Here is an 18,733-nt window from a genome sequence, read left to right on the forward strand (position 1 = left end):
TTTAGTTGATGATGCGGCGCCGATAGTGAATGAGATAACCCGCAAATCGTTGTTTTTCTGCGAAAAGCTACGTCGGAGCGCTCAGGAGTACGCTAACCCCTACTCCCACTCGATTGTTTCCAACTCAGCTAGGCCATTGATCTAGCTGGGTTTTTCTTTCCTGCGGCATCGAAAGCCGACGCATGGTCCGTCAAAAAGTTACGCTTTTGATTTTAAAGGGAGAATCGCCGAGAAAAATATTTTGAGGTTTCACCAGCTATCGGGACCAATCGGTCGACTTTTGCGCCTCGTGGCATCCGACCCCGAAAAACAACTTCGCTTAAAAGTGCCGTCACGCAGCGCGATCAGCAGGTGGTCAACATGAATGAACCCTGCGACCGACGCTGATCAGGGTCCAATTCAAGCAAGCCCGCCGGCCCAGGATGTCCTCTTCGTATCTCACCGCTCGCGCAGGATCTCCTGCTTGTAGCGCATGAGCGGCGAAAGCAGGTAGCTGATGATACGGCGTGAGCCGGTCTTGATCTCGACCGTGACCGACATACCGGGCGACAGATCGGCTGATCTACCCTCGATCTGCATCTGCGTGCGGTCAAGCGAAACGCGCGCTACATAGGCAAGCCCCTGCCCCCTTGTCTCGGTCGTCGAACTCTCTGCCGTGGATGGTGGCTCGCGTGAGGCATCGTCGCGCTTGTCATTGTTGACGGCATCGCGCGAGACGCCGAGCACCCGCCCGTGCAGGAGCCCGTAGCGCGTGAAATTGAAGGTATCGACCTTGATCTCCGCCTCCTGCCCCGGGGAGACGAAGCCGATATCGCTGTTCGACACCATGGCCTCGATCTCGAGAGCGGCGTCGGCCGGCACGACGACCGCGAGCGACTGTGCCGGCGTGACGACGCCTCCGATCGTATGCACGGAGAGCTGCTGCACGACGCCGTCGACGGGGGCGATCAGGGTTTGCATCTTCGCCCTGTGCTCTGCCTTGATCATGTCCTGGGCGAGGCCGGCCGCCTTTTGCTCCGCCTTCGCCAAATCATCGAAAAGCGAGCGCCGGTATTCGGCCTCGGCTCGCGAATGCGTCTCCCTCAAGACTGAGACAGCCGCGTTGACCTCGCGCCCGCGGCTCTCCAGGACCGGGAGATCGTGCTGCTGGCTGATGAGGTCCTGCAGGTCGGTGAGATAGGTAATCTTTGAGGCGAGACCCTTGTCGTAGAGGCTCTTGTCCATCTTCACTCGCTCCTGGAGCGGCGGGAGAACTGCCTGCAGCTTGTCGATGGTGGCGGTGATTGTCTCGCCCTCCGCCTCTTTCTCGGCAAGCTGGCGCATGATCTCGGCGAGCTTGGCGTCCTGCTCGGCCGTCTGCATCACGAGGAAGCGACGTTGTGTCTCGATCAAGGCCTGGCTCGCATCGGCGGGAGCGACGAAATCATCCAGGGGATTGGCATTGCCCGCGAGCGCCGCCCGCAGCCGCGCCACCTCGAGCTGCGCGGCGACGAAATCGCTCTTGATGTGGTCGGTCTCGGCCGCGCTGACGGTCGGATCGAGCTCGATCAAAACGTCGCCGGCCTTGACCGAGGCGCCGTCGCGCACATGGATTGCACGCACGATTCCGGTCTCGAACGGCTGGATGACCTTGACGCGGTCATCCGGCACGATCCTGCCGGGGGCTGTCGCGACAATATCGACCTTGCCGACCGTGGCCCAGGTGAGAGCCAGGCAGAAAAAGGCGATGATGGTCGCGCCGATGGCGCGGCCGATAGGCGAAGGCGGCGTCTCCATGACTTCGAGCGCCGCGGGCAGGAAGGCGGTCTCGTGATCGCGGCGGCGAACCTGCCGCGCTGGAAATTCAACGATGTTTCCGGCGGCTGCCATTCGTGTTCCCCGCTTGCAGATGATGCAGGTTGGCGTAACGGCCGTTCGAGCGCATCAGGTCGGCATGCGTGCCGTCTTCGGCGATACGGCCGCGATCGATCGTGATGATGCGGTCGGCATGGCGTACCATCGTCAGGCGATGGGCGATGATGATCACGGTGCGCCGTTCCGCCATGCTGCGCATATTGTCCTGGATGATGCGCTCGCTCTCGTAGTCGAGGGCGCTCGTTGCTTCGTCGAAGATGAGGATGCGCGGATCGCCAACAAGTGCACGGGCAATGGCGATGCGCTGGCGCTGGCCGCCTGAGAGCGAGCAGCCACGCTCGCCGATGACCGTATCGTAGCCTTCCGGGAGTTCGAGGATGAATTCGTTGGCTCCGGCCAGTTCTGCCGCTGCGATGACATCCTTCATCGGCATCGCCGGATCGGCGAGTGCGATGTTATCGCGCACCGAGCGGTTGAACAGCACGTCCTCCTGCAACACGACGCCTACCTGCCGACGCAGCCAGGCGGTATCGACCATGGCGAGATCGACGCCGTCGGCCAGCACCCGGCCGCTCTCGGGTACGTAGAGGCGCTGGATGAGCTTGGCGATCGTGCTCTTACCTGAACCGGAAGCGCCGACGAGCCCCACGATCTGGCCGGGCGGAAATTGAAAGCTCACATCGTGCAGCACCTCCCGCCCATCGATGCGGTAGCGGAAGCTGACATGCTCGAAGGTGATCTCCCCACGGATCGGCGGCAGCGAGGCACGGCCTGCGCCGAGCGTCGGCTCGGGCTGCGTATTGAGAATATCACCGAGCCGCTCGATCGACAGGCGCGCTTGATGGAAATCCTGCCAGATCTGTGCCAGCCGCAACACTGGTGCGCTCACGCGGCTCGCCAGCATGTTGAAGGCCACCAGTTCGCCGACTGTCAGCTTGCCATCGATGACGAGTTTGGCGCCGAAGAACAGGATGGCGGCGGTGACGATCTTGCTTGCGAGCTGGATGGCCTGGCTTGCTATGTTGCCAAGGCTCATCACGCTGAAGCTTGCAGCCACATAGGCGGCAAGCTGTTCCTCCCAGCGGCGCTGCATCTGCGGTTCGACCGCCAGCGCCTTCAATGTCTCAACCCCGGTGATGCTCTCCACGAGCAAGGCCTGGTTTTCGGCGCCGCACCTGAACTTCTCGTCGAGCCGCTTGCGGAAGAGCGGCGTCGCGCCCGCCGAAACGCCGATATAGACGGGAAAGGCGCTCAGCACGACCAAGGTCAGGAGCGGGGAATAGACGACCATCACGCCGAGGAAGACCACGGTGAAGGCAAGGTCGACGACGAGGGTCAGCGCCGAACTGGTGAGGAAATTGCGGATATTCTCGAGCTCGCGCACGCGGGCGATCGAGTCCCCGGCGCGTCGCGCCTGGAAATAGGCGAGCGGCAGCGCCATCAGGTGCCGATACAGGCGCGCGCCGAGCTCGACATCGATGCGGTTGGTCGTATGGGCAAAAAGATATGTGCGCAGTCCGCCGAGGGTTGCTTCAAAGACCGCGATCGCCACGAGCCCGACGGTGAGGATTTCCAGTGTGCTGATGCCCCGATGCACCAGCACCTTGTCGATCACGACCTGGAAGAGGAGTGGGCTGATAAGCGCGAAGAGCTGCAAGAAAAGAGACGCGACCAGGACTTCGCCCAGTAGATGGCGATATTTCCGGATCGCGCCAAGAAACCAAGTGATGTCGAAGCGCCGCGACAGGTCTGACAGGGAGGCGCGGCGCGTCATCAGGATCAACCGCCCGTCCCACATCGCCTCGAACTCGGCGCGCGACAATGCCTCCGGGCGCGGGGCATGGGGACGCTGGACAAGGACTTGCTCTTCCCCAGCCTTGCCGAGCAGCAGGAAGCCGCCATCCTTGAGCGCCGCGATGGCCGGCAAGGGTGTGCGGGCAAGACGGGGCCAGGCGCTTTTGACACTGCGCGCCTTGAGCCCGAGGTCCTTGGCGCAGCGCAGCATCTCGGTCGTGCCGATACGCGCCTGGCCGAGCCTGTGACGGATCTGTGGCCCCTCGGCCGCAACGCCATTGAGTTGCAGGAGCATGACCAGTGCGCCAAGCCCCTGATCGTCCTCCCGCCCTGCCTGAGGGCCCCCGAATGCCATTCCGGTCCCTCTCTAGCGCTCGAGATGGCCTGGCGTCGCCAGGAACGCCACGACATCGTGGCCGCCATGCTGCGTCCATGCCGGGGCGATCTCGCCGGCGTCGGCCCGGCTGCCGTGGAAGCCCGACGCCGCGTATTGGTTGAACAACGCGACGAGGTTCGAAGTCGGGCTGGTCGTGATCGCCGGGGGATCCGTGACCGTCATGGTCTTGGATGGCGAACTCGCTGTTTCGCCAAAGGTCGTATTGCTCGCGGTCACCGTCAGCGTGGCGACGGGATGGCCCGTGCCGGTATACGAGGACGCGAGCGTAAGCCCTGTGAGCGGCTTGCCTGTCGTGGACGAGGTCCCGCTGATCGTCCACGTGTAGTTGTGGTCCGACTGCAGCGCCTTGCTGACGGTGTAGCCGCTGGGGGCCGTGATCGTCTCATAGCTCGGCACACCCGCGATCTTCACGGTGACGCTATCGTCGGAATCAACAGGAGTTGCGGTGATCCCGAGTGCGATCGAGCCTTGTGCCTGGACCGTCAGCCCTGTGTTGATGATGGTCAGGATCGGCGCTTCGGGCTTGTTGTCTTCCTCGACCGTGAGGCTCCTAGTGGCCGGTGGGGCGAGATTGCCCGCCTTGTCCGCCACGTTGGCGGTCACCGTGTAGATGCCGTCAATAAGCGCCTGTGCCTGCGCACTCGTCACATTCACGGACCAGGCGTTGTTCTGATCGGAAGTCGTATAGGTGTCGACGACCACATTCTGGCTGTTGATGATCTTGACCGCGACTATCTGGCCGTTCTCGGTATTGGTCGTGGTGCCGCTGACGGCGAATCCGAGCAATGCTGTCAAGGCGCTGATGTTGTTGTTGCCGGCTATCGTGTTGATAGCGATTGTCGGTGCCGTCGTGTCGATTTGCAGTGTGCCGGCCGGATTATAGTTGGTGGCGCCCGAGAGATTGGCGCTGTTTCCCGCACCGTCGACGATGGTCGATCCGTTCAGATTGAACGAAGAGATTGTCAGGTCGGCAGTGTTCTGTCCGGCAAGCACGGTATAGCTGAAGGTCAATGCCGCCGTGCCCGAGCCGCCGCTATAGGTCGCTGTTCCGCCGTCGTTGAGCAGGAGCATCGGTGAACCGCCCACCGTGTTCACGTTCACCGCCTGGCTGAGGTTCACCGTCAACGTGACGGTCTTGCCGGCATTCAGGTCGCCATTGCCGTTGGTAATCCCGGTGCCGGACGTCGAGATGGTGGTGATGGTCGGTGCCGCCGTGTCGATTTGCAATATGCCGGCCGGATTGTAGTTGGTGGCGCCTGAGAGATTGGCGCTGTTGTTCGCGGCATCGGTGATGGTCGAGCCGTTCAGGTTAAGCGAGGACACGGTCAGGTCGGGGGTGTTCTGCCCGGCAAGCACGGTATAGCTGAAGGTCAACGCCGTGGTGCCCGAGCCGCCGCTATAGGTCGCTATGCCGCCGTCGTTAAGCAGGAGCCTCGGCGAACCGCCTGCGGTGTTCACCGTTACCGCCTTGCTGAGATTCACCGTCAGCGTGACGGTCTTGCCGGCATTGAGATCGCCATTGCCGTTGGCGATTCCAGTGCCTGACGTCGCGATCGAGGCAATGGTTGGCACTATCGTGTCAATCTGCAATGTGCCGGCCGGATTGTTGTTGGTGGCGCCCGAGAGATCGGCGTTGTTTCCAGCACCGTCGGCGATGATCGATCCGTTCAGATTGAGCGAGGAGATGGTCAGGTCGGGGGTTCTGCCCGGCGGACACAGTGTAGCTGAAGGTCAATGCGGTCGTGCCCGAGCCGCCGCTGTAGGTTGCTATCCCGCCGTCGTTGAGCAGGAGCCTCGGCGAACCGCCCGCGATGTTCACGTTCACCGCCTGGCTGAAGCTCACCGTCAGCGTGACGGTCTTGCCGGCATTCAGGTCGCCATTGCCGTTGGTGATCCCCGTGCCGGACGTTGCGATGGAGGCAATGATTGGCACTATCGTGTCGATCTGCAGTGTGCCGGCCGGATTGTTGTTGGTGGCGCCCGAGAGATCGCCGCTGTTTCCAGCACCATCGGCGATGGCCGATCCGTTCAGATCGAGCGAGGACACGGTCAAGTCCGGGGTATTCTGCCCGGCGGACACAGCGTAGCTGAAGGTCAATGCGGTCGTGCCCGAGCCGCCGCTGTAGGTTGCTATCCCGCCGTCGTTGAGCAGAAGTCTCGGCGAACCGCCCGCGGTGTTCACGCTCACCGCCTCGGTGAAATTCACCGTCAGCGTGACGATCTTGCCGGCATTTAGGTCGCCATTGCCGTTGGTGATCCCCGTACCGGACGTCGAGATCGAGGCGATCGCCGGCATCGTCGTATCGATTTGCAATATGCCCGCTGGATTGTAGTTGGCGGCGCCCGAGAGATTGGCGCCGTTTCCGAAAGCGTCCTTGACGGTCGACCCGTTCAGATTGAGCGAGGAGATGGTCAGGTCGGACGTGTTCTGCCCGGCAAGCACGGTATAGCTGAAGCTCAGTGCCGTCGTGCCCGAGCCGCCACTATAGGTCGCTGTTCCGCCGTCGCTGAGAGTGAGCCCCGGCGAACCATTTGTGGTGTCCACCGTCACCGCCGCACTGAAATTCACCGTCATCGTGACGATGTGGCCCGCATTCAAGTCACCACTGCCGTTGGCGATCCCCGTACCAGACGTCGAGATCGAGGCGATGGTTGGACTTGGGTCCTGAACAACGACATGGGCGACGGCAGTCTGCCACCAATTGTTTGCGATGTATTCGCTCGATATCCAGAACGAATTCGGATTGTTGGGGTCCACGACGGCCGAGGAGTTGCTGCCCCAGCGATTGGTGTCCAGGGCGAACGGCTGCGAACTCGCCTGATAGAGGGTCGGAGTGGTGAATCCAAAGGCCAGATTGTTGGTCTTGCCAAGGACATAGTAGTCCGACGGAAGCATGTTCGGACCACTGGCGTTGAAATTTATGATCACGTCGCCTGCCGCATCGACGGCGATCGAGCCGTTGAATGTCGCCACGTTTGCGCCGATGGCATCGCCGGATATGTTGCCTTGCGCCACAAGGACAGGGTTGGCCGGATTGCTGACGTCGATCTTGAACCAGTGAACATTCGGAACGCTTGATCCAGTTGGCAGAATCTCGTTCGTGCCGTAAAGGAACCCATTGGCATAAACGAGATTGCCGATTCGACCGTCGGTGACGTCCAGGAGCACGCTTGAACCTTGCTGCTGGGCGCTGAAGTTCGCGCCGCCGCTGCCTTGGTCGATGTTGCCGAACGAGACGTTGGTCATGGACCCAAACGTGTTCGAAGCCACATCGTAGGTCTGCAACGCCATGAAGCTCTGGCCGCCGCTGTTATGGGTGCTGGCGAAATAGGTCTTGCCGTTGTTGCCCGCCACGTCGCGGAAAATGCCCAGGCTCGGGTCGGTAAGCTGGTCTGCTATGACCGTCGGCGTACCGCCATTGTAGATGCCGCCGCCGGCTCCCGTCGTATCGCTGATGACCGACAACTCCGACCCCAGGTAACCCGGACCGGAGGCGTTGTAATGCGGAGCCGCGATGTAGATGTTGGTTCCGTCGACCGATACGGTCGGCTCGTCGGATTCGGTCGCAACGCCATTGATGATCGTCGAGGTGCTGATCGAACCGAAATACCAGCCGTCGTTCGGATTCGAATCCTTGGAAACCGCAAACACTTCATTGGTGCTGCCGGGGCTGGTATGCGGATTGAGATTTTCGGTGGCGTAGACGAACCGATTGTTGACGCCATCATAGGCGCTGGATGTGTCTTTCAGCGAGCCGGTCCATGAAGTGGCGCCTCCCAGCGGAGGGAAGAAGCTGTAAGCCGACATGGATGTGGCGGCGGTACCGGTCAGGTTTGTCCATCCGACCCGCTGCCCCTCGGCCATGACAAGATTGCCCGGTCCCACCGCGAGGCCATTGTCCGGCGGGTCATCGCTCGTATCCGAGATGCCCGTGAACAGCGTTTGAACCGATGATGCCGGCGTCGTGATCGTGTAGGTGACCGGCGCGCTGACCCCGGCATTGCCCGCGAGATCCATATTTCTCGCCGTCAGGGTATTTGTGCCATTGGTCAAGGTGATGGTGCTGCTCCAGGTCCCGTCCGCCTGGACGGTCGCCGTTCCGGCCTGGGTCGTGCCGTCGAATATCGCGACTGTCGTGCCAGGACCCGAAATATCGGGGTCGCTGACAGTTCCCGTCACTGTCAGAGCCGGCTGACTGGCCGAGCCGCCGGCATTGGTGATCGTCACCGTCGGCGGCGTGGTATCGAGCGTGAACGTCAACGAGGCAGGTGAGGGATTCCCGGGCGCGCCCGTCTCGCTGGCCACGATCGTATGCTGTCCGTCCGCAAGCCCCGTCGGCGTGAAGGTCCATGCGCCGCCATTGCTTGCCGTTACCGTGGTCGAGATCGGGTTGCCATCCACCGTGAAGGAAACGACGGCGTTCGCAATGCCGGTGCCGATCAGCTTGGGGTTGCTCGTGACTTGGTCGCTCGACGATGCGCCGGTGTCTTTGAGCAGACGATCCGTCACATTCGCGGTCGGCGTCTGGATCGCGACCTGTGCCACCGACGTCTGCCACCAGCCATTGGCGACGTATTCATTCGATAGCCAGAAAGAATTCGGATCGCTGGGATCCGCGGTCGCCGAGGAGTTGGTGCCCCAGCGCTGGACATTTCCGCCATCGCCATTGGCTAGGTAGCTCAAGCTTGCCTGATAGAGAACCGGAGCGCTGAAGGTGCCAGACGGATCGCCCGCCGCCATGAAACTGTAGTAGTCGGCCGGATACATGCCCGGGCCGCTGGCGGTGTAATTGATGATGACGTCACCCGCCCCGTCGACGGCGATCGAGCCGTCGAATGTGGCAACGCCGTTGCCAATCGCCGCCCCTGGAACATCACCCTGCGCCACGAGGGTCGGACTGCTCGGATTGGTGACGTCGATCTTGAACCAGTGGACATTTGGAACGCTCGATCCGACCGGCATCACCTCGGAGACGCCGTAGAGGAAGCCATTGGCATAGGTGAGGTTCTGGATGTTCGCGTCGCCGGCATCGAGCAAGACGCTCGTGCCTTGCTGCTGCGCCGTGTAGTCTGATCCTCCGCCACCTTGGTCGATGTTGCCGAGCGACACCGTGGCTGTCGGGCCGAAACTGTTGGTGGCAAGGTTGTAGGCCTGCAGGGTGACGAGAGTCTGGCTACCGGTGTTCTCCGCGGAGGCGTAGTAAGTCTGGCCATTGTTGCCCGCGACGACCCTGGCGATGCCTTGATTGGGCGAAGCGATCTGGTTGGCGACGACCGTCATCGTGCCGCCGTTGTAGACGCCGCCACCGGCGCCCGCCGTATCGCCGATGACCCATTGTTCAGTGCCGGCAAAGCCGGAGACATTGACGTTGTATTGCGGCGCCGTGATGTAGATGTTGGTGCCGTCCACCGACACGGTCGGCTGGTCGGCCGCCGTCAACTGGCCGTTGATCGTGAGCGACGTGTTCAGCGAGTAGAAATACCAGCCGTCATTGGGGTTCGAGTCCCGCGATACGGCGATGTCGATATTGCTGATCGTGCCGCCTGAGCCGACGTTGTCGACAGTGACGATATATCTCTGGTTTACGCTGTCATAGGTCGCGCGCGGATCGAAAAGGGCATTTGTCGCGGTCGCGCCGAGCGAACCAAAGAACTGGTACATCGATTCGACGTTTGACGAGCCTCCGGACAAATCCGTCCATTCGATCCGCGATCCTTCCGCCGTGACGATGTTGTTTGGGCCGACGGCGAGCGCATTGTGCGGCGGGTCGCTTGATGTATCGGAAATACCGGAGAGCAGGGTGTTGATCTGAGACGAGCTGGTCATTCGAAACCCCCGATCGGAGTGGAGGATCATCGTCCAGTGATAGCCCTGGACATCGATCCGATCCTTGTGAGATCGGACTCGGCTTCCTCCCCTTCGCGCAACTCCTCGATGCGTCTCGACTTTTGTGCGGCCGAAACGACAAACGCCGTGTAGCCCTCGCCTGACGCATCCTGAATTGACGCAGTGTTTCGGAATAGATCGGGGCGGCGCCGTGCGCACCCTCCATTCGAATGATACAGGTCGCTAACCCCCACAAGGAGGCATGGTCCAGGCACCAACGAGGGCGGTACGGACCATTCGAATTCCCCGTTAGACCAATTCTGGTCCAAGTGTGCTGAGTACAGGTCGGATCACGAACGCGAGCCAGGATCACACGCCGCAAGCGGGCGGCCCGGCGATTACGATCGGGGGCGATCAGTCAACCGCCGGGCCTAACCGGCTGGCGTGAGGTAGGGGATGCCGGCTGACGAAATCATGCGCTCGAGCTAGCGGAATCGCATCATTCGAACGAGGGGCTCGCCAGCGCAGAGGCGGTCTTTTTTAGCAGCCGCGGGCACGGCCCTGATGTCAAGTCGCCGGAGGACAACCATGCATCGGCGACCTGCGAGTGGCCGACGATCCCAACAATATCGAATATGCGGATAGCCCCGATTCCTTGCGGAAAGCCGAGCTTGCTATAGATGCGGATCAACTCCACGGAGAGGAGGTTTCCCGTGGGAGGACTCCCTGGTGTCTCTCAGTGCCTCGAGAAGCAGAGAGCAGTCGAGCTCCTCAACAAACGAAACCTGCAGATCCGCCTCCGCTAACAAAAACTGGGTACGAAGCAATCTCAATCTGGCCATCTTGGTGGCGCGTTCGGCGCGCTCAGCCTCGGCGACCGCCTTCGCGGACAGATCAAATTCACCGTGTCGCAGCCAACGCATCCGTCCGATGTCACGAAATCCTTCAGGAGACACGTATTGTACCCTCCCCGGTCATTCAGGAACTTGACGCGGCCAAAAGGCCTGTCCGGACACCGCATTCCGTCTTCGGCGGTTGCGCGCCGGTCTCTCTTACCCGATCCCATAGAGTCTTCCGTTTGTCGCCCTTCATTGTGATGAAAGCAGTTCTGACAGGACAGCCTTGTTGGCTATGAACACCACCCGGCGGCCTTCACGGCCTCACGAAGATCGAATACGCGACGAACACGGTGTTCGTTCGAATGATGCCTTCCGCTAGCGCACACGCATATTTTTCCCAGCCGGCGACCAAATCATCCCAACGCTCGCCGGTTAGGCCCGGCGCCTGGCTGAGCACAACGGCGGGCTGCCGGGCCGCCCCATGACCGGCCTGCCACGTTCGAAGCGCGCCTTGCGATTGCAGGCCATGATCTGCTCGCGTTCACTCGCTTGCACCACGCTTGATCCCCTCTGAACTCGATCCATGTCGACGTGCTGGCACGAGGCGTATAGCCCGTTCGGTCTTCGACTTTTCCGGGCTCTTTTGCAGGCCAGCAAGGGCGCCGAGCCAGGATGCAAGACCGGGTCTCGAGCGGGTTGGGGATATTGGCCCCAGCGGCCCGCTCGTTGCCCCCAATGCCCGAGTGGCCCACACCTGCGGTTGTCGTCCGGTGCAGGTTGGCTGCAACCAAGTTCATTGGCCGACATTAATAGGCAATGGCTTTGTGGAGCAGGTGAATGCCAACCTACCTCGTTGAAGAAATGCGCAACGACCGTGCCATCAGATCGCGGGCGATCGATGCTCCCACTCCTTTCCTGGCCGCATTGGAACTGACCGATCGAAAGATCAGCCTTCGAACGTGGGAAAGGGATTGGGTCCGGGTGACGGACGAGGTGCGCGGGAAAGTTTTTGCCTATTCCATTGGGGACAAGGGTGCGCCGAAGACGAAGGCTAGCCGACGCGAGAAGCCCACCCGGCATAGGCCGGGAGGGTCTTTGGAGGTGGCGACGACAATCCCAACCCTGGGCCTGCCGCATGCAGTTCTCGGCGAATTTCCGACAAATTTCCGCCGTTGCCGGCGCCAAATCGCTGACGCCTGGCATCGTTTGATTGAACGAAGACACTGAACTGATCCCTTGCTACAAAAAAGGAATCTCAGTCCGCGTGCCTTGCTGGGTCTAGGCAAGCTGAAGGGTGATGTCAGGGCATGAACTTCAGGAACCTGATCAAGCGTGCCGACAATACGCAGAAGTCATTCGAGCAACTCGAAGCTGACTTGGCGGACGCTGTCGACGAGTGCCTTGGTTTGGATGACCTGTCACCTCTGGAAAACGACACCGTCCCGGGCGAGGCGCCCCCGGAACAGGATGACAATCCGGAAACCGAACACGACGCGAGCACGCTTGAGCCCGGACGACGGCTGACCTCCCATACGCAGAGCCGTATGGCTGCGTTGAGTTCCTTTGATGGGCTGTTCCACGATGCGAAGCTCCATTTCGAGGAGATCGACGCGAAGCTGTCGGAGATCGCAAGCACGCACCACCTGACACGCGAATTCTTCCACATCCTTCATGCTGACATTCTTCGCGCCAACGAACTGGAGCTGACGAATCTAAGCCTGACCGCCGATCAAAGAGTCCTGTGCGACAAGCTCAACGACCTGACCAGAAAGCAGCATGAGCACGAAAGCATCATAGAGACCTTGCAGCAGCGCGACGTAAGCCTGGTTCAGGCCAGTGAAGCACTTCGCGGTGCGCTGGCCGCGGCAAGGCTGGAACTCGTGGAGGCAGCCAATACGACCGCAACAAATGAAGCGGAATTTGGCGATATCACAAACACGCTTGCCGCCGTAACCGTCGAGGCCGATAGGCGCGCGAGAGAGAACAAACTGCTACGCGAAAAGAATGTGAGCCTGTCGATCGACCTCGAAAAGGCGCTGAAGCGGGAAGATGAGGCACGCCACAGACTCGACGAGTTCTCAACGATCCACGCCAACGAAGCGGCGCGAAATTCCGAAGTTCTGGGCGCTCTCGGCAAGAGCGAGAAGGAGGCGACGCGGCTTCACACGACACTCGAGGGCACCCAGGCGAAACTAGCCCAAGTGACGGAAGCCGCCCGTATCATGGAAGAGGACAAGGCAGCCGAGCTCGAGCGCTGCCGTGCCGAGATTCGAGGATTGCGTTCTGAAATTCAGAACCTCCAGTCGCGACTGGAGCTTACATCAAGCGCAAATAACGAAGCCTCAAACGAGATTGCCAAGCTCAAGCTTCAATGGAGCGAGGCCGTGGCGGAAAAGCAGGTGGCAGATGAACGGCTGGCTGCTCTCACCAAGGAGACCGACACCGACAAGTTCAACCTTTCGAAGGTAACCGCGAATTTTTCACAGCTTTCACTGCAGCAGGCGTCCGACCAGATACAACTCGATATCCGCCGCCAGGAATGCGAAGACCTTCGGGCCGAAATTGCATCGGTCAACGCCCGGATCAGGGAATTACTGCCCTATGAGAGGCTCCATAGGGTCACGAACGCCTTGCAGCATGAGAGCATTGTGGCAGAGGCTCCCGTGATGGCGGAGCGAACTGCGCGCGCCGCACGTCGCGTTCGCCGGGGGGCCCACACCGCGTCGTAGGAGGAAAGAGCCGCTCCTATTTGCGGCTCGCTCCCAACAGTCATTGGCTGAAGGCCCGGGACATCTGATCGGTAAGGGGCTTCAGCAGGTAGGACCAGACACTGCGCTGGTCCGTGCTTATGTGGACTTCGGCCGGCATTCCCGGTTTGAGCACCTTTGCTCCCGTCAGGCAGTCCACCTTGTTTTCAACACTGACACGCGCCGAGAAATACGAGAGCTGGTGTTGCTGATCCTTGATCAGATCCGCCGAAACGCGCCGAACCTTGCCTTGGCAGGCAGGCGTGGTGCCGGCATCGAAAGCCGGAAAGCGGATTGACACAGGCTGACCAGGACGAACGTCATCTATGCGCGATGGAGGGATGAGCGCATCCACGACGAGATCGTCGGTATCGGGAACAACCATCATGAGCACTTCCCCGGCACCGACCACACCGCCGATCGTGTGGACGGACGATTCCTGTATTGTTCCCGACTGGGGAGCGCGGATGGTCGTTTTGGTCAGTTCATCCTGCGCCACAACTCTGCGCTCGTTGAGTTCCGTCACCTTGGCTTCCGTCTCGCGGAGTTCGCCCGTTACGTCGCTGCGCCTTTGCTCATCCAGTTGGAGGATTTGCAGCTCGGTCTCGCTGATCCGGGCTTCCGTCTCCGCGACCGCCGCGGCGAGGCGTCCGGATTCTCCATGGGCCCGCGTCGCTTCCAACCTGACGTTGCTCACCCTTTCCTTGGGCACCAGCTTTTTCGAATAGAGCGCTTCGACGTCGGCCCGGTCGTGATCAAGAAGGACCACGGACTCGTCTGTCGCGGCCTGCTGCGCTTTCAGTCCCTCGATCTGATTTTCGAGTTGTTTCGAGCGGCTTTGCAACTGCGCCTTCTGTCCTGCCAAAGCAGCCGCACGGCTTTCGAACACGGCACGCTCGCCGTTGACAAGCCCGGCCAATTCCGGATTGCCCCTCTCGGCCTCGAGACTGGCCGGAAGCGTCATTTCCGGCAGCCCCTGTCCCTCGGCCTCAAGTCGCGCAAGACGAACGGTCGCGCGATCGAGGTCCACATTGATTATCTGCAGGTTGGCCCGCATCAGCGTGTCGTCAAGCCTGACCACCACATCGCCGGCCTGCACATGATCGCCGTCTTGCACGAAGATTCCGCCGATGGTGCCGCCGGTCTGATGTTGGACTTTCTTTATGTTGCTTTCGACCACCACGGTGGCGGGCGCGATCACAGCGCCGGCGATTTTGGTCAAGCCGAGCCAAAGCCCTCCACCGGCAATCAGCACAACTGTGGTCACCAAGCCCAGGATCAGATTGGCCCGGATGCCATCCGACGCGTCGAGTGGTTTGGTCCCGGTCCTTCCACGATCAGCCGGGGCATATGACGACATTGCCGCATCAGACACAGAGCAAGACCTCACGCATGACCGCTCACCCCTTTCTGCAGCGGGACGACCGAACCTGGCCGCTCTGCAGCTGGTGGGAAGGGTCGGATAACGTTCGCCAGAACCTCCTCGCGTGAGCCAAAGGAATGAAGCCTCCCATTCGACATTACGAGTACCGTGTCGATATTGGTCAGGGCAGAGGGACGATGCGCAACAACTATGACGATGCCTCCACGCCGGCGCACCGCCAGGATTGCTCCGGCCAAGGCGGCATCGCCATCCACGTCCAGGTTTGAATTCGGCTCGTCGAGGACGACGAGAAACGGGTCGCCGTAAAGTGCCCTGGCAAGCCCGACGAGTTGCCTCTGTCCGGCCGACAGTGCCGTTCCTCCTTCCCCTACCCGCGTTTGAAAGCCCTCCGGTAAGCGCATGATCATCTTGTCGATGCCCGCCGCTCTGGCAGCTGCCAGCACGCCTCTGGCGTCGCCCTTGCCACCGAACCGCGAAATGTTGTCGGCAACCGTGCCGTCAAACAGTTCAACATCCTGTGGCAAATAGCCAATATGGGCGCCGAGCCGTTCCGAATCCCATTGATCGAGAGAGGCCCCGTCCAACCTTACCGTTCCATGAAACGGCTTCCACACGCCGACCAAAGCGCGCACAAGCGTGGTTTTTCCGGACCCACTGGGACCGACGATGGCCATCCCCGCGCCCGCCGACAATTGGAAGCCTACATTGACCACTGTCGGTTTCTGCTGGCCTGGCGGCGCTATTGTCAGGTCCTCGATCGCAAGCATGGCCTGGGGGCGTGGCAGTTCCATAAGCTCGTTTTGGTCTCCGAAAGCGGCCAGAGCAGCCGCCAGTTGGAAATAGCTCTGCCGAAACGCCACAAACCCTCGCCAGTTTGCAATCGCCGCATCAACCGGTGCCAGCGAGCGGCCCAGCAATATGGAAGACGCAATGATCACGCCTGGCGAAGCCTCGCCACCGATCACGAGATAGGCGCCGAGCCCGAGAACCGAAGACTGCAAGGCCATTCGGAGCGCCCTCGACAGTGAACCGGTGGCGCCAACAATGTCGGACAGGCGCTCCTGGTGCATGAGATACGCATGATTGACCTCGCTCCAGCGCCGGCCAAGCCGCCCCGAAAGGCCCATGGCACGCACGACCTCCGCGTTGCGGCGGCCGGAATCGGCAAGGGTCCGCTGTGCCAGAAGTGCTTCAGACGCACGCTCGACCGGTCTGCGGCCGAGGATTTCTGCGACCACCGTCAACAGCACGACGACAATCGCACCGACCGTTGCCAGCATGCCGAGCGACGGATGCAGCAGATAGATGACCACCAGATAGAACGGTATCCAGGGCGCGTCGAAGACGACAGTCGGCCCCAATCCGGAAAGAAAGCCGCGCAACTGATCCAGATCACGAAGCGGCTGCACTCGGCTCGCGTCCTGCCCGGCAATGAGCGGCAGAGAGAGCGAGAGAGCGAAGACCTTTTGCTGCAGATTTTTGTGGACGCGATTGCCGATTCGAACCAGCAGGCGAAGCCGCACGAAATCGAGCAGCCCATAGACCGCGTAGAGGCCCAGCATCCCAATCGTAAATCCGACAAGTGTCGGAACGCTCTGCGAAGGCAGGACGCGATCGTAGACCTGAAGCATATAGACGGAGCCGGTAAGCGCCAGAATGTTTATGACCGCGGAAAACAGGCCAACACCAGCCAGCCCTGGTACACAGCCCAACATGGCGGCACGCAGATCGAGCGAGCGCCTGTCCCTCGGCCTCATGGCCAGCGATCTTTCACGCGAAATCGCCGCGTGATCTTGTTGGCTGTGCCGATGATGGACAACCTTCTATCGTCCTCGAGCAGCTTGCTTCCCCTCGAAATAGAACATTATGCCCCTCTAACGTATGTGACTCTGGGCAAAATGCAGCAAAATCGTGACGTAGTCCCTGAGAACTCGAAGCTGGCTTACCAAAGCGGGGGATAAGTACTGAAAGCAGTGGTTTGCGGGCAATCGGAAACTGGCGCCGAACGCTTGCTCGCTATGCCCTCGGAACTGACATGACAATTTCAGGAAGGGTCATCCAGCGTGGTGCCATACACTAGGCTTGATTCCGCCTTTGGGATCGCGTCTTTCGAACAGTGTCGGTTCGACCGGGGCTGCCCTATTGGGCAGCAGCGCTTTCGAGGTCGCTCGTGAACCTCACCTCAACGGTGTCGCCAGGCGCCACCGCCGCGTCTTCGTCGGCGGCCAGTTTTCGCCATTCATCACCTACTTTGCGGACGATCGTCACTTGGGCCCGGACCGTTTCGCCTGCGATCGGCAGGGGCAGCGCGGACGCTCCGGTGGGTTGCAATTTCTGGCTGGTGGCATGAAGTTTCGAGGTGAGGTCCGCCAGCAGCGCGTCGGTGTCCTTCAGTGCGGTCAGGAGGTCGATCCTTCTCTGGTTGTCGACGTGCTCGCGCTGCCTGGCGTAATCGTCCTGCTGATGTTGTGTCCGCATCAGTTCGACTGATGTTTGAAGCGCCCCGCTGGACGAGAGAAGCAGGGCGCGCCGGACGTCAGCCAGTCTGTTGTTTGTCAGGTTGCCTGCTTCATACAATTTGGTTACCCGCGCCATGTCCTCCTCATCCGCCTTGACCCCCTCGGCCTCAACCTCCTGGCGCTTGGCAAGCACTTCCACCTGAGCCGCCGTGTCCTTCTCGGCCTTGTCGAGGAAACTCTGCTCCTGCTGATAATCACCAAGCGCAATCTTGAGTGCCTCACTTTCGGACTGGGCGATCGCCGCGCCGACACTGTCCGGCAACGGCGAGCCTTGCGGCATCTGGGTGTCAAAGCTGTCCTTGTTCTGAAGTTCGGCCCGAATGCGGGCGCCGTGAAGGTAGGCCTTGGTGTATTCGCCCCAAAGCGATTCATAGTCGCGTCGCAAATCAACCGGATCAGGACCATTCTGATTTGCCCGCGTCCGCAAAAGGCTGAACCCACCTGAAACCGCAACTGCCTGCCGGACCGTCATCAGCGGACGATAGGTTTGCTGTCCTGGGGTGAGCACATCGCCAGTCACATAGATCGGACGGTACTCGGCGATGATGGCGGTCACGTCGCTTGGCTTGATGACGATCATCTGTTCTCTTCCGTCGGCCAGGCGCATGCGAAAGATCTTGCTAGGCAAGATCGTTTCCATGCGTGTCTGCAACTGGGTCGAAGTCAGACCCCCGACCGAGATCATGCCGACTTCGGGAAGCGCGATCGTACCGTCCATCTGGACCACGGCACGCTGCGTGCGATCGGGAATGGAGGCAATTCCTATCTCGACCGTGTCGCCTGGGGAAAGCTGGTAGGGGGCCGAAATGTCTGCCGCCACGGCCACACGCGCGGTGCAGAAGGCGGCGATGAGGGCGAGAGCATGTCGATTAGTGAAGACCATTTGCGACAACCTCAGTTGGCTTCGAAGGGCCCTCCCGAGGCCAATCGAGGCGAGCGACGAAATCGTAGACTGGACCGCCAGGCACGCCCCAGTTGCTCGACCAGATCGCCTGCGAACCATCCGGGGATGGCGAGGCGTAGGTCTCGCTCCAATAGTCGAACGGGACGTTCCGGGTCTGGACGATGCGCGCAACGTCACCGCTGCCATCAATGCGCAACGCGATCACTTCCCGGACATAAGGCGCCCAATCCGGATGCTTCGAGACCTGATCCGGGTTGCCGGTATAGGTCAGGAACACCCAGCCAGGCCTGCTCAGGGATCTGGGTGAAGCGTGCTGAGCTTCACCGTATTTCGTCAGCGAAGTGACCTTCCCGTCGGATAACCTGCGCTTGATCACCTGATACTTGTCCGGGTCGGATTTGCTTATCCCGACGTAGATCTCACTGCCGTCGCCGGCAATCAACATCAGCGGCCATGCACGATGGCGAA

The 18,733-nt window shown here is 60.8% G+C and carries 10 protein-coding genes and 1 pseudogene; 2 read left to right on the top strand and 9 right to left on the bottom strand.

All coding sequences use genetic code 11. The features are described 5' to 3' along the window. Positions 1-438: 438 nt before the first annotated feature. From AC0V7N_RS33160 to AC0V7N_RS33180, 5 genes are all read right to left on the bottom strand, one after another. Positions 439-1,869 (bottom strand): HlyD family type I secretion periplasmic adaptor subunit, encoded by a 1,431-nt coding sequence (locus tag AC0V7N_RS33160; protein WP_475452426.1) that lies wholly within the window; start codon positions 1,867-1,869, stop codon positions 439-441. Beyond that, positions 1,844-4,003 (bottom strand): type I secretion system permease/ATPase, encoded by a 2,160-nt coding sequence (locus AC0V7N_RS33165; RefSeq protein ID WP_475452427.1) that lies wholly within the window; start codon positions 4,001-4,003, stop codon positions 1,844-1,846. Before AC0V7N_RS33165 ends, AC0V7N_RS33160 begins: the two co-directional genes overlap by 26 nt. Positions 4,004-4,015: 12 nt before the next feature. Then, positions 4,016-5,617: a beta strand repeat-containing protein gene (locus AC0V7N_RS33170; protein ID WP_496627556.1), complete on the bottom strand. Its 1,602-nt coding sequence runs from the start codon at positions 5,615-5,617 to the stop codon at positions 4,016-4,018. 7 nt (positions 5,618-5,624) lie between these two features. Then, the gene (locus AC0V7N_RS33175) at positions 5,625-9,872 is read right to left on the bottom strand and encodes an Ig-like domain-containing protein (protein WP_496627557.1); all 4,248 of its coding nucleotides are present in this window, start codon (positions 9,870-9,872) and stop codon (positions 5,625-5,627) included. 499 nt (positions 9,873-10,371) lie between these two features. Next, complete coding sequence (locus tag AC0V7N_RS33180) at positions 10,372-10,569, bottom strand: hypothetical protein (RefSeq protein ID WP_496627558.1); 198 nt, start codon at positions 10,567-10,569, stop codon at positions 10,372-10,374. 979 nt (positions 10,570-11,548) lie between these two features. Between AC0V7N_RS33180 and AC0V7N_RS33185 the strand changes: the two genes are divergently transcribed. Beyond that, a complete protein-coding gene (locus tag AC0V7N_RS33185; protein ID WP_496627559.1) occupies positions 11,549-11,938 on the top strand; it encodes a hypothetical protein in 390 nt (129 codons plus the stop codon). A gap of 80 nt (positions 11,939-12,018) precedes the next feature. Then, complete coding sequence (locus AC0V7N_RS33190) at positions 12,019-13,440, top strand: coiled-coil domain-containing protein (protein WP_496627560.1); 1,422 nt, start codon at positions 12,019-12,021, stop codon at positions 13,438-13,440. A gap of 40 nt (positions 13,441-13,480) precedes the next feature. Here the strand turns inward: AC0V7N_RS33190 and AC0V7N_RS33195 are convergent, their stop codons facing one another. The 4 genes and pseudogenes from AC0V7N_RS33195 to AC0V7N_RS33210 all read right to left on the bottom strand — a co-directional run. Next, positions 13,481-14,818, bottom strand: a complete 1,338-nt coding sequence (locus tag AC0V7N_RS33195) for an HlyD family type I secretion periplasmic adaptor subunit (RefSeq protein WP_475452433.1) — start codon at positions 14,816-14,818, stop codon at positions 13,481-13,483. A gap of 26 nt (positions 14,819-14,844) precedes the next feature. Continuing rightward, positions 14,845-16,599: a type I secretion system permease/ATPase gene (locus AC0V7N_RS33200; protein WP_475452434.1), complete on the bottom strand. Its 1,755-nt coding sequence runs from the start codon at positions 16,597-16,599 to the stop codon at positions 14,845-14,847. Positions 16,600-16,981: 382 nt separating this feature from the next. Next, complete coding sequence (locus AC0V7N_RS33205; RefSeq protein WP_475452435.1) at positions 16,982-18,244, bottom strand: polysaccharide biosynthesis/export family protein; 1,263 nt, start codon at positions 18,242-18,244, stop codon at positions 16,982-16,984. Next, positions 18,231-18,710, bottom strand: a pseudogene (locus AC0V7N_RS33210) (hypothetical protein); the annotation flags it as partial. The gene AC0V7N_RS33205 and the pseudogene AC0V7N_RS33210, both read right to left, overlap by 14 nt. Positions 18,711-18,733: the final 23 nt, after the last annotated feature.

Source organism: Mesorhizobium kamtschaticum (assembly GCF_056174585.1).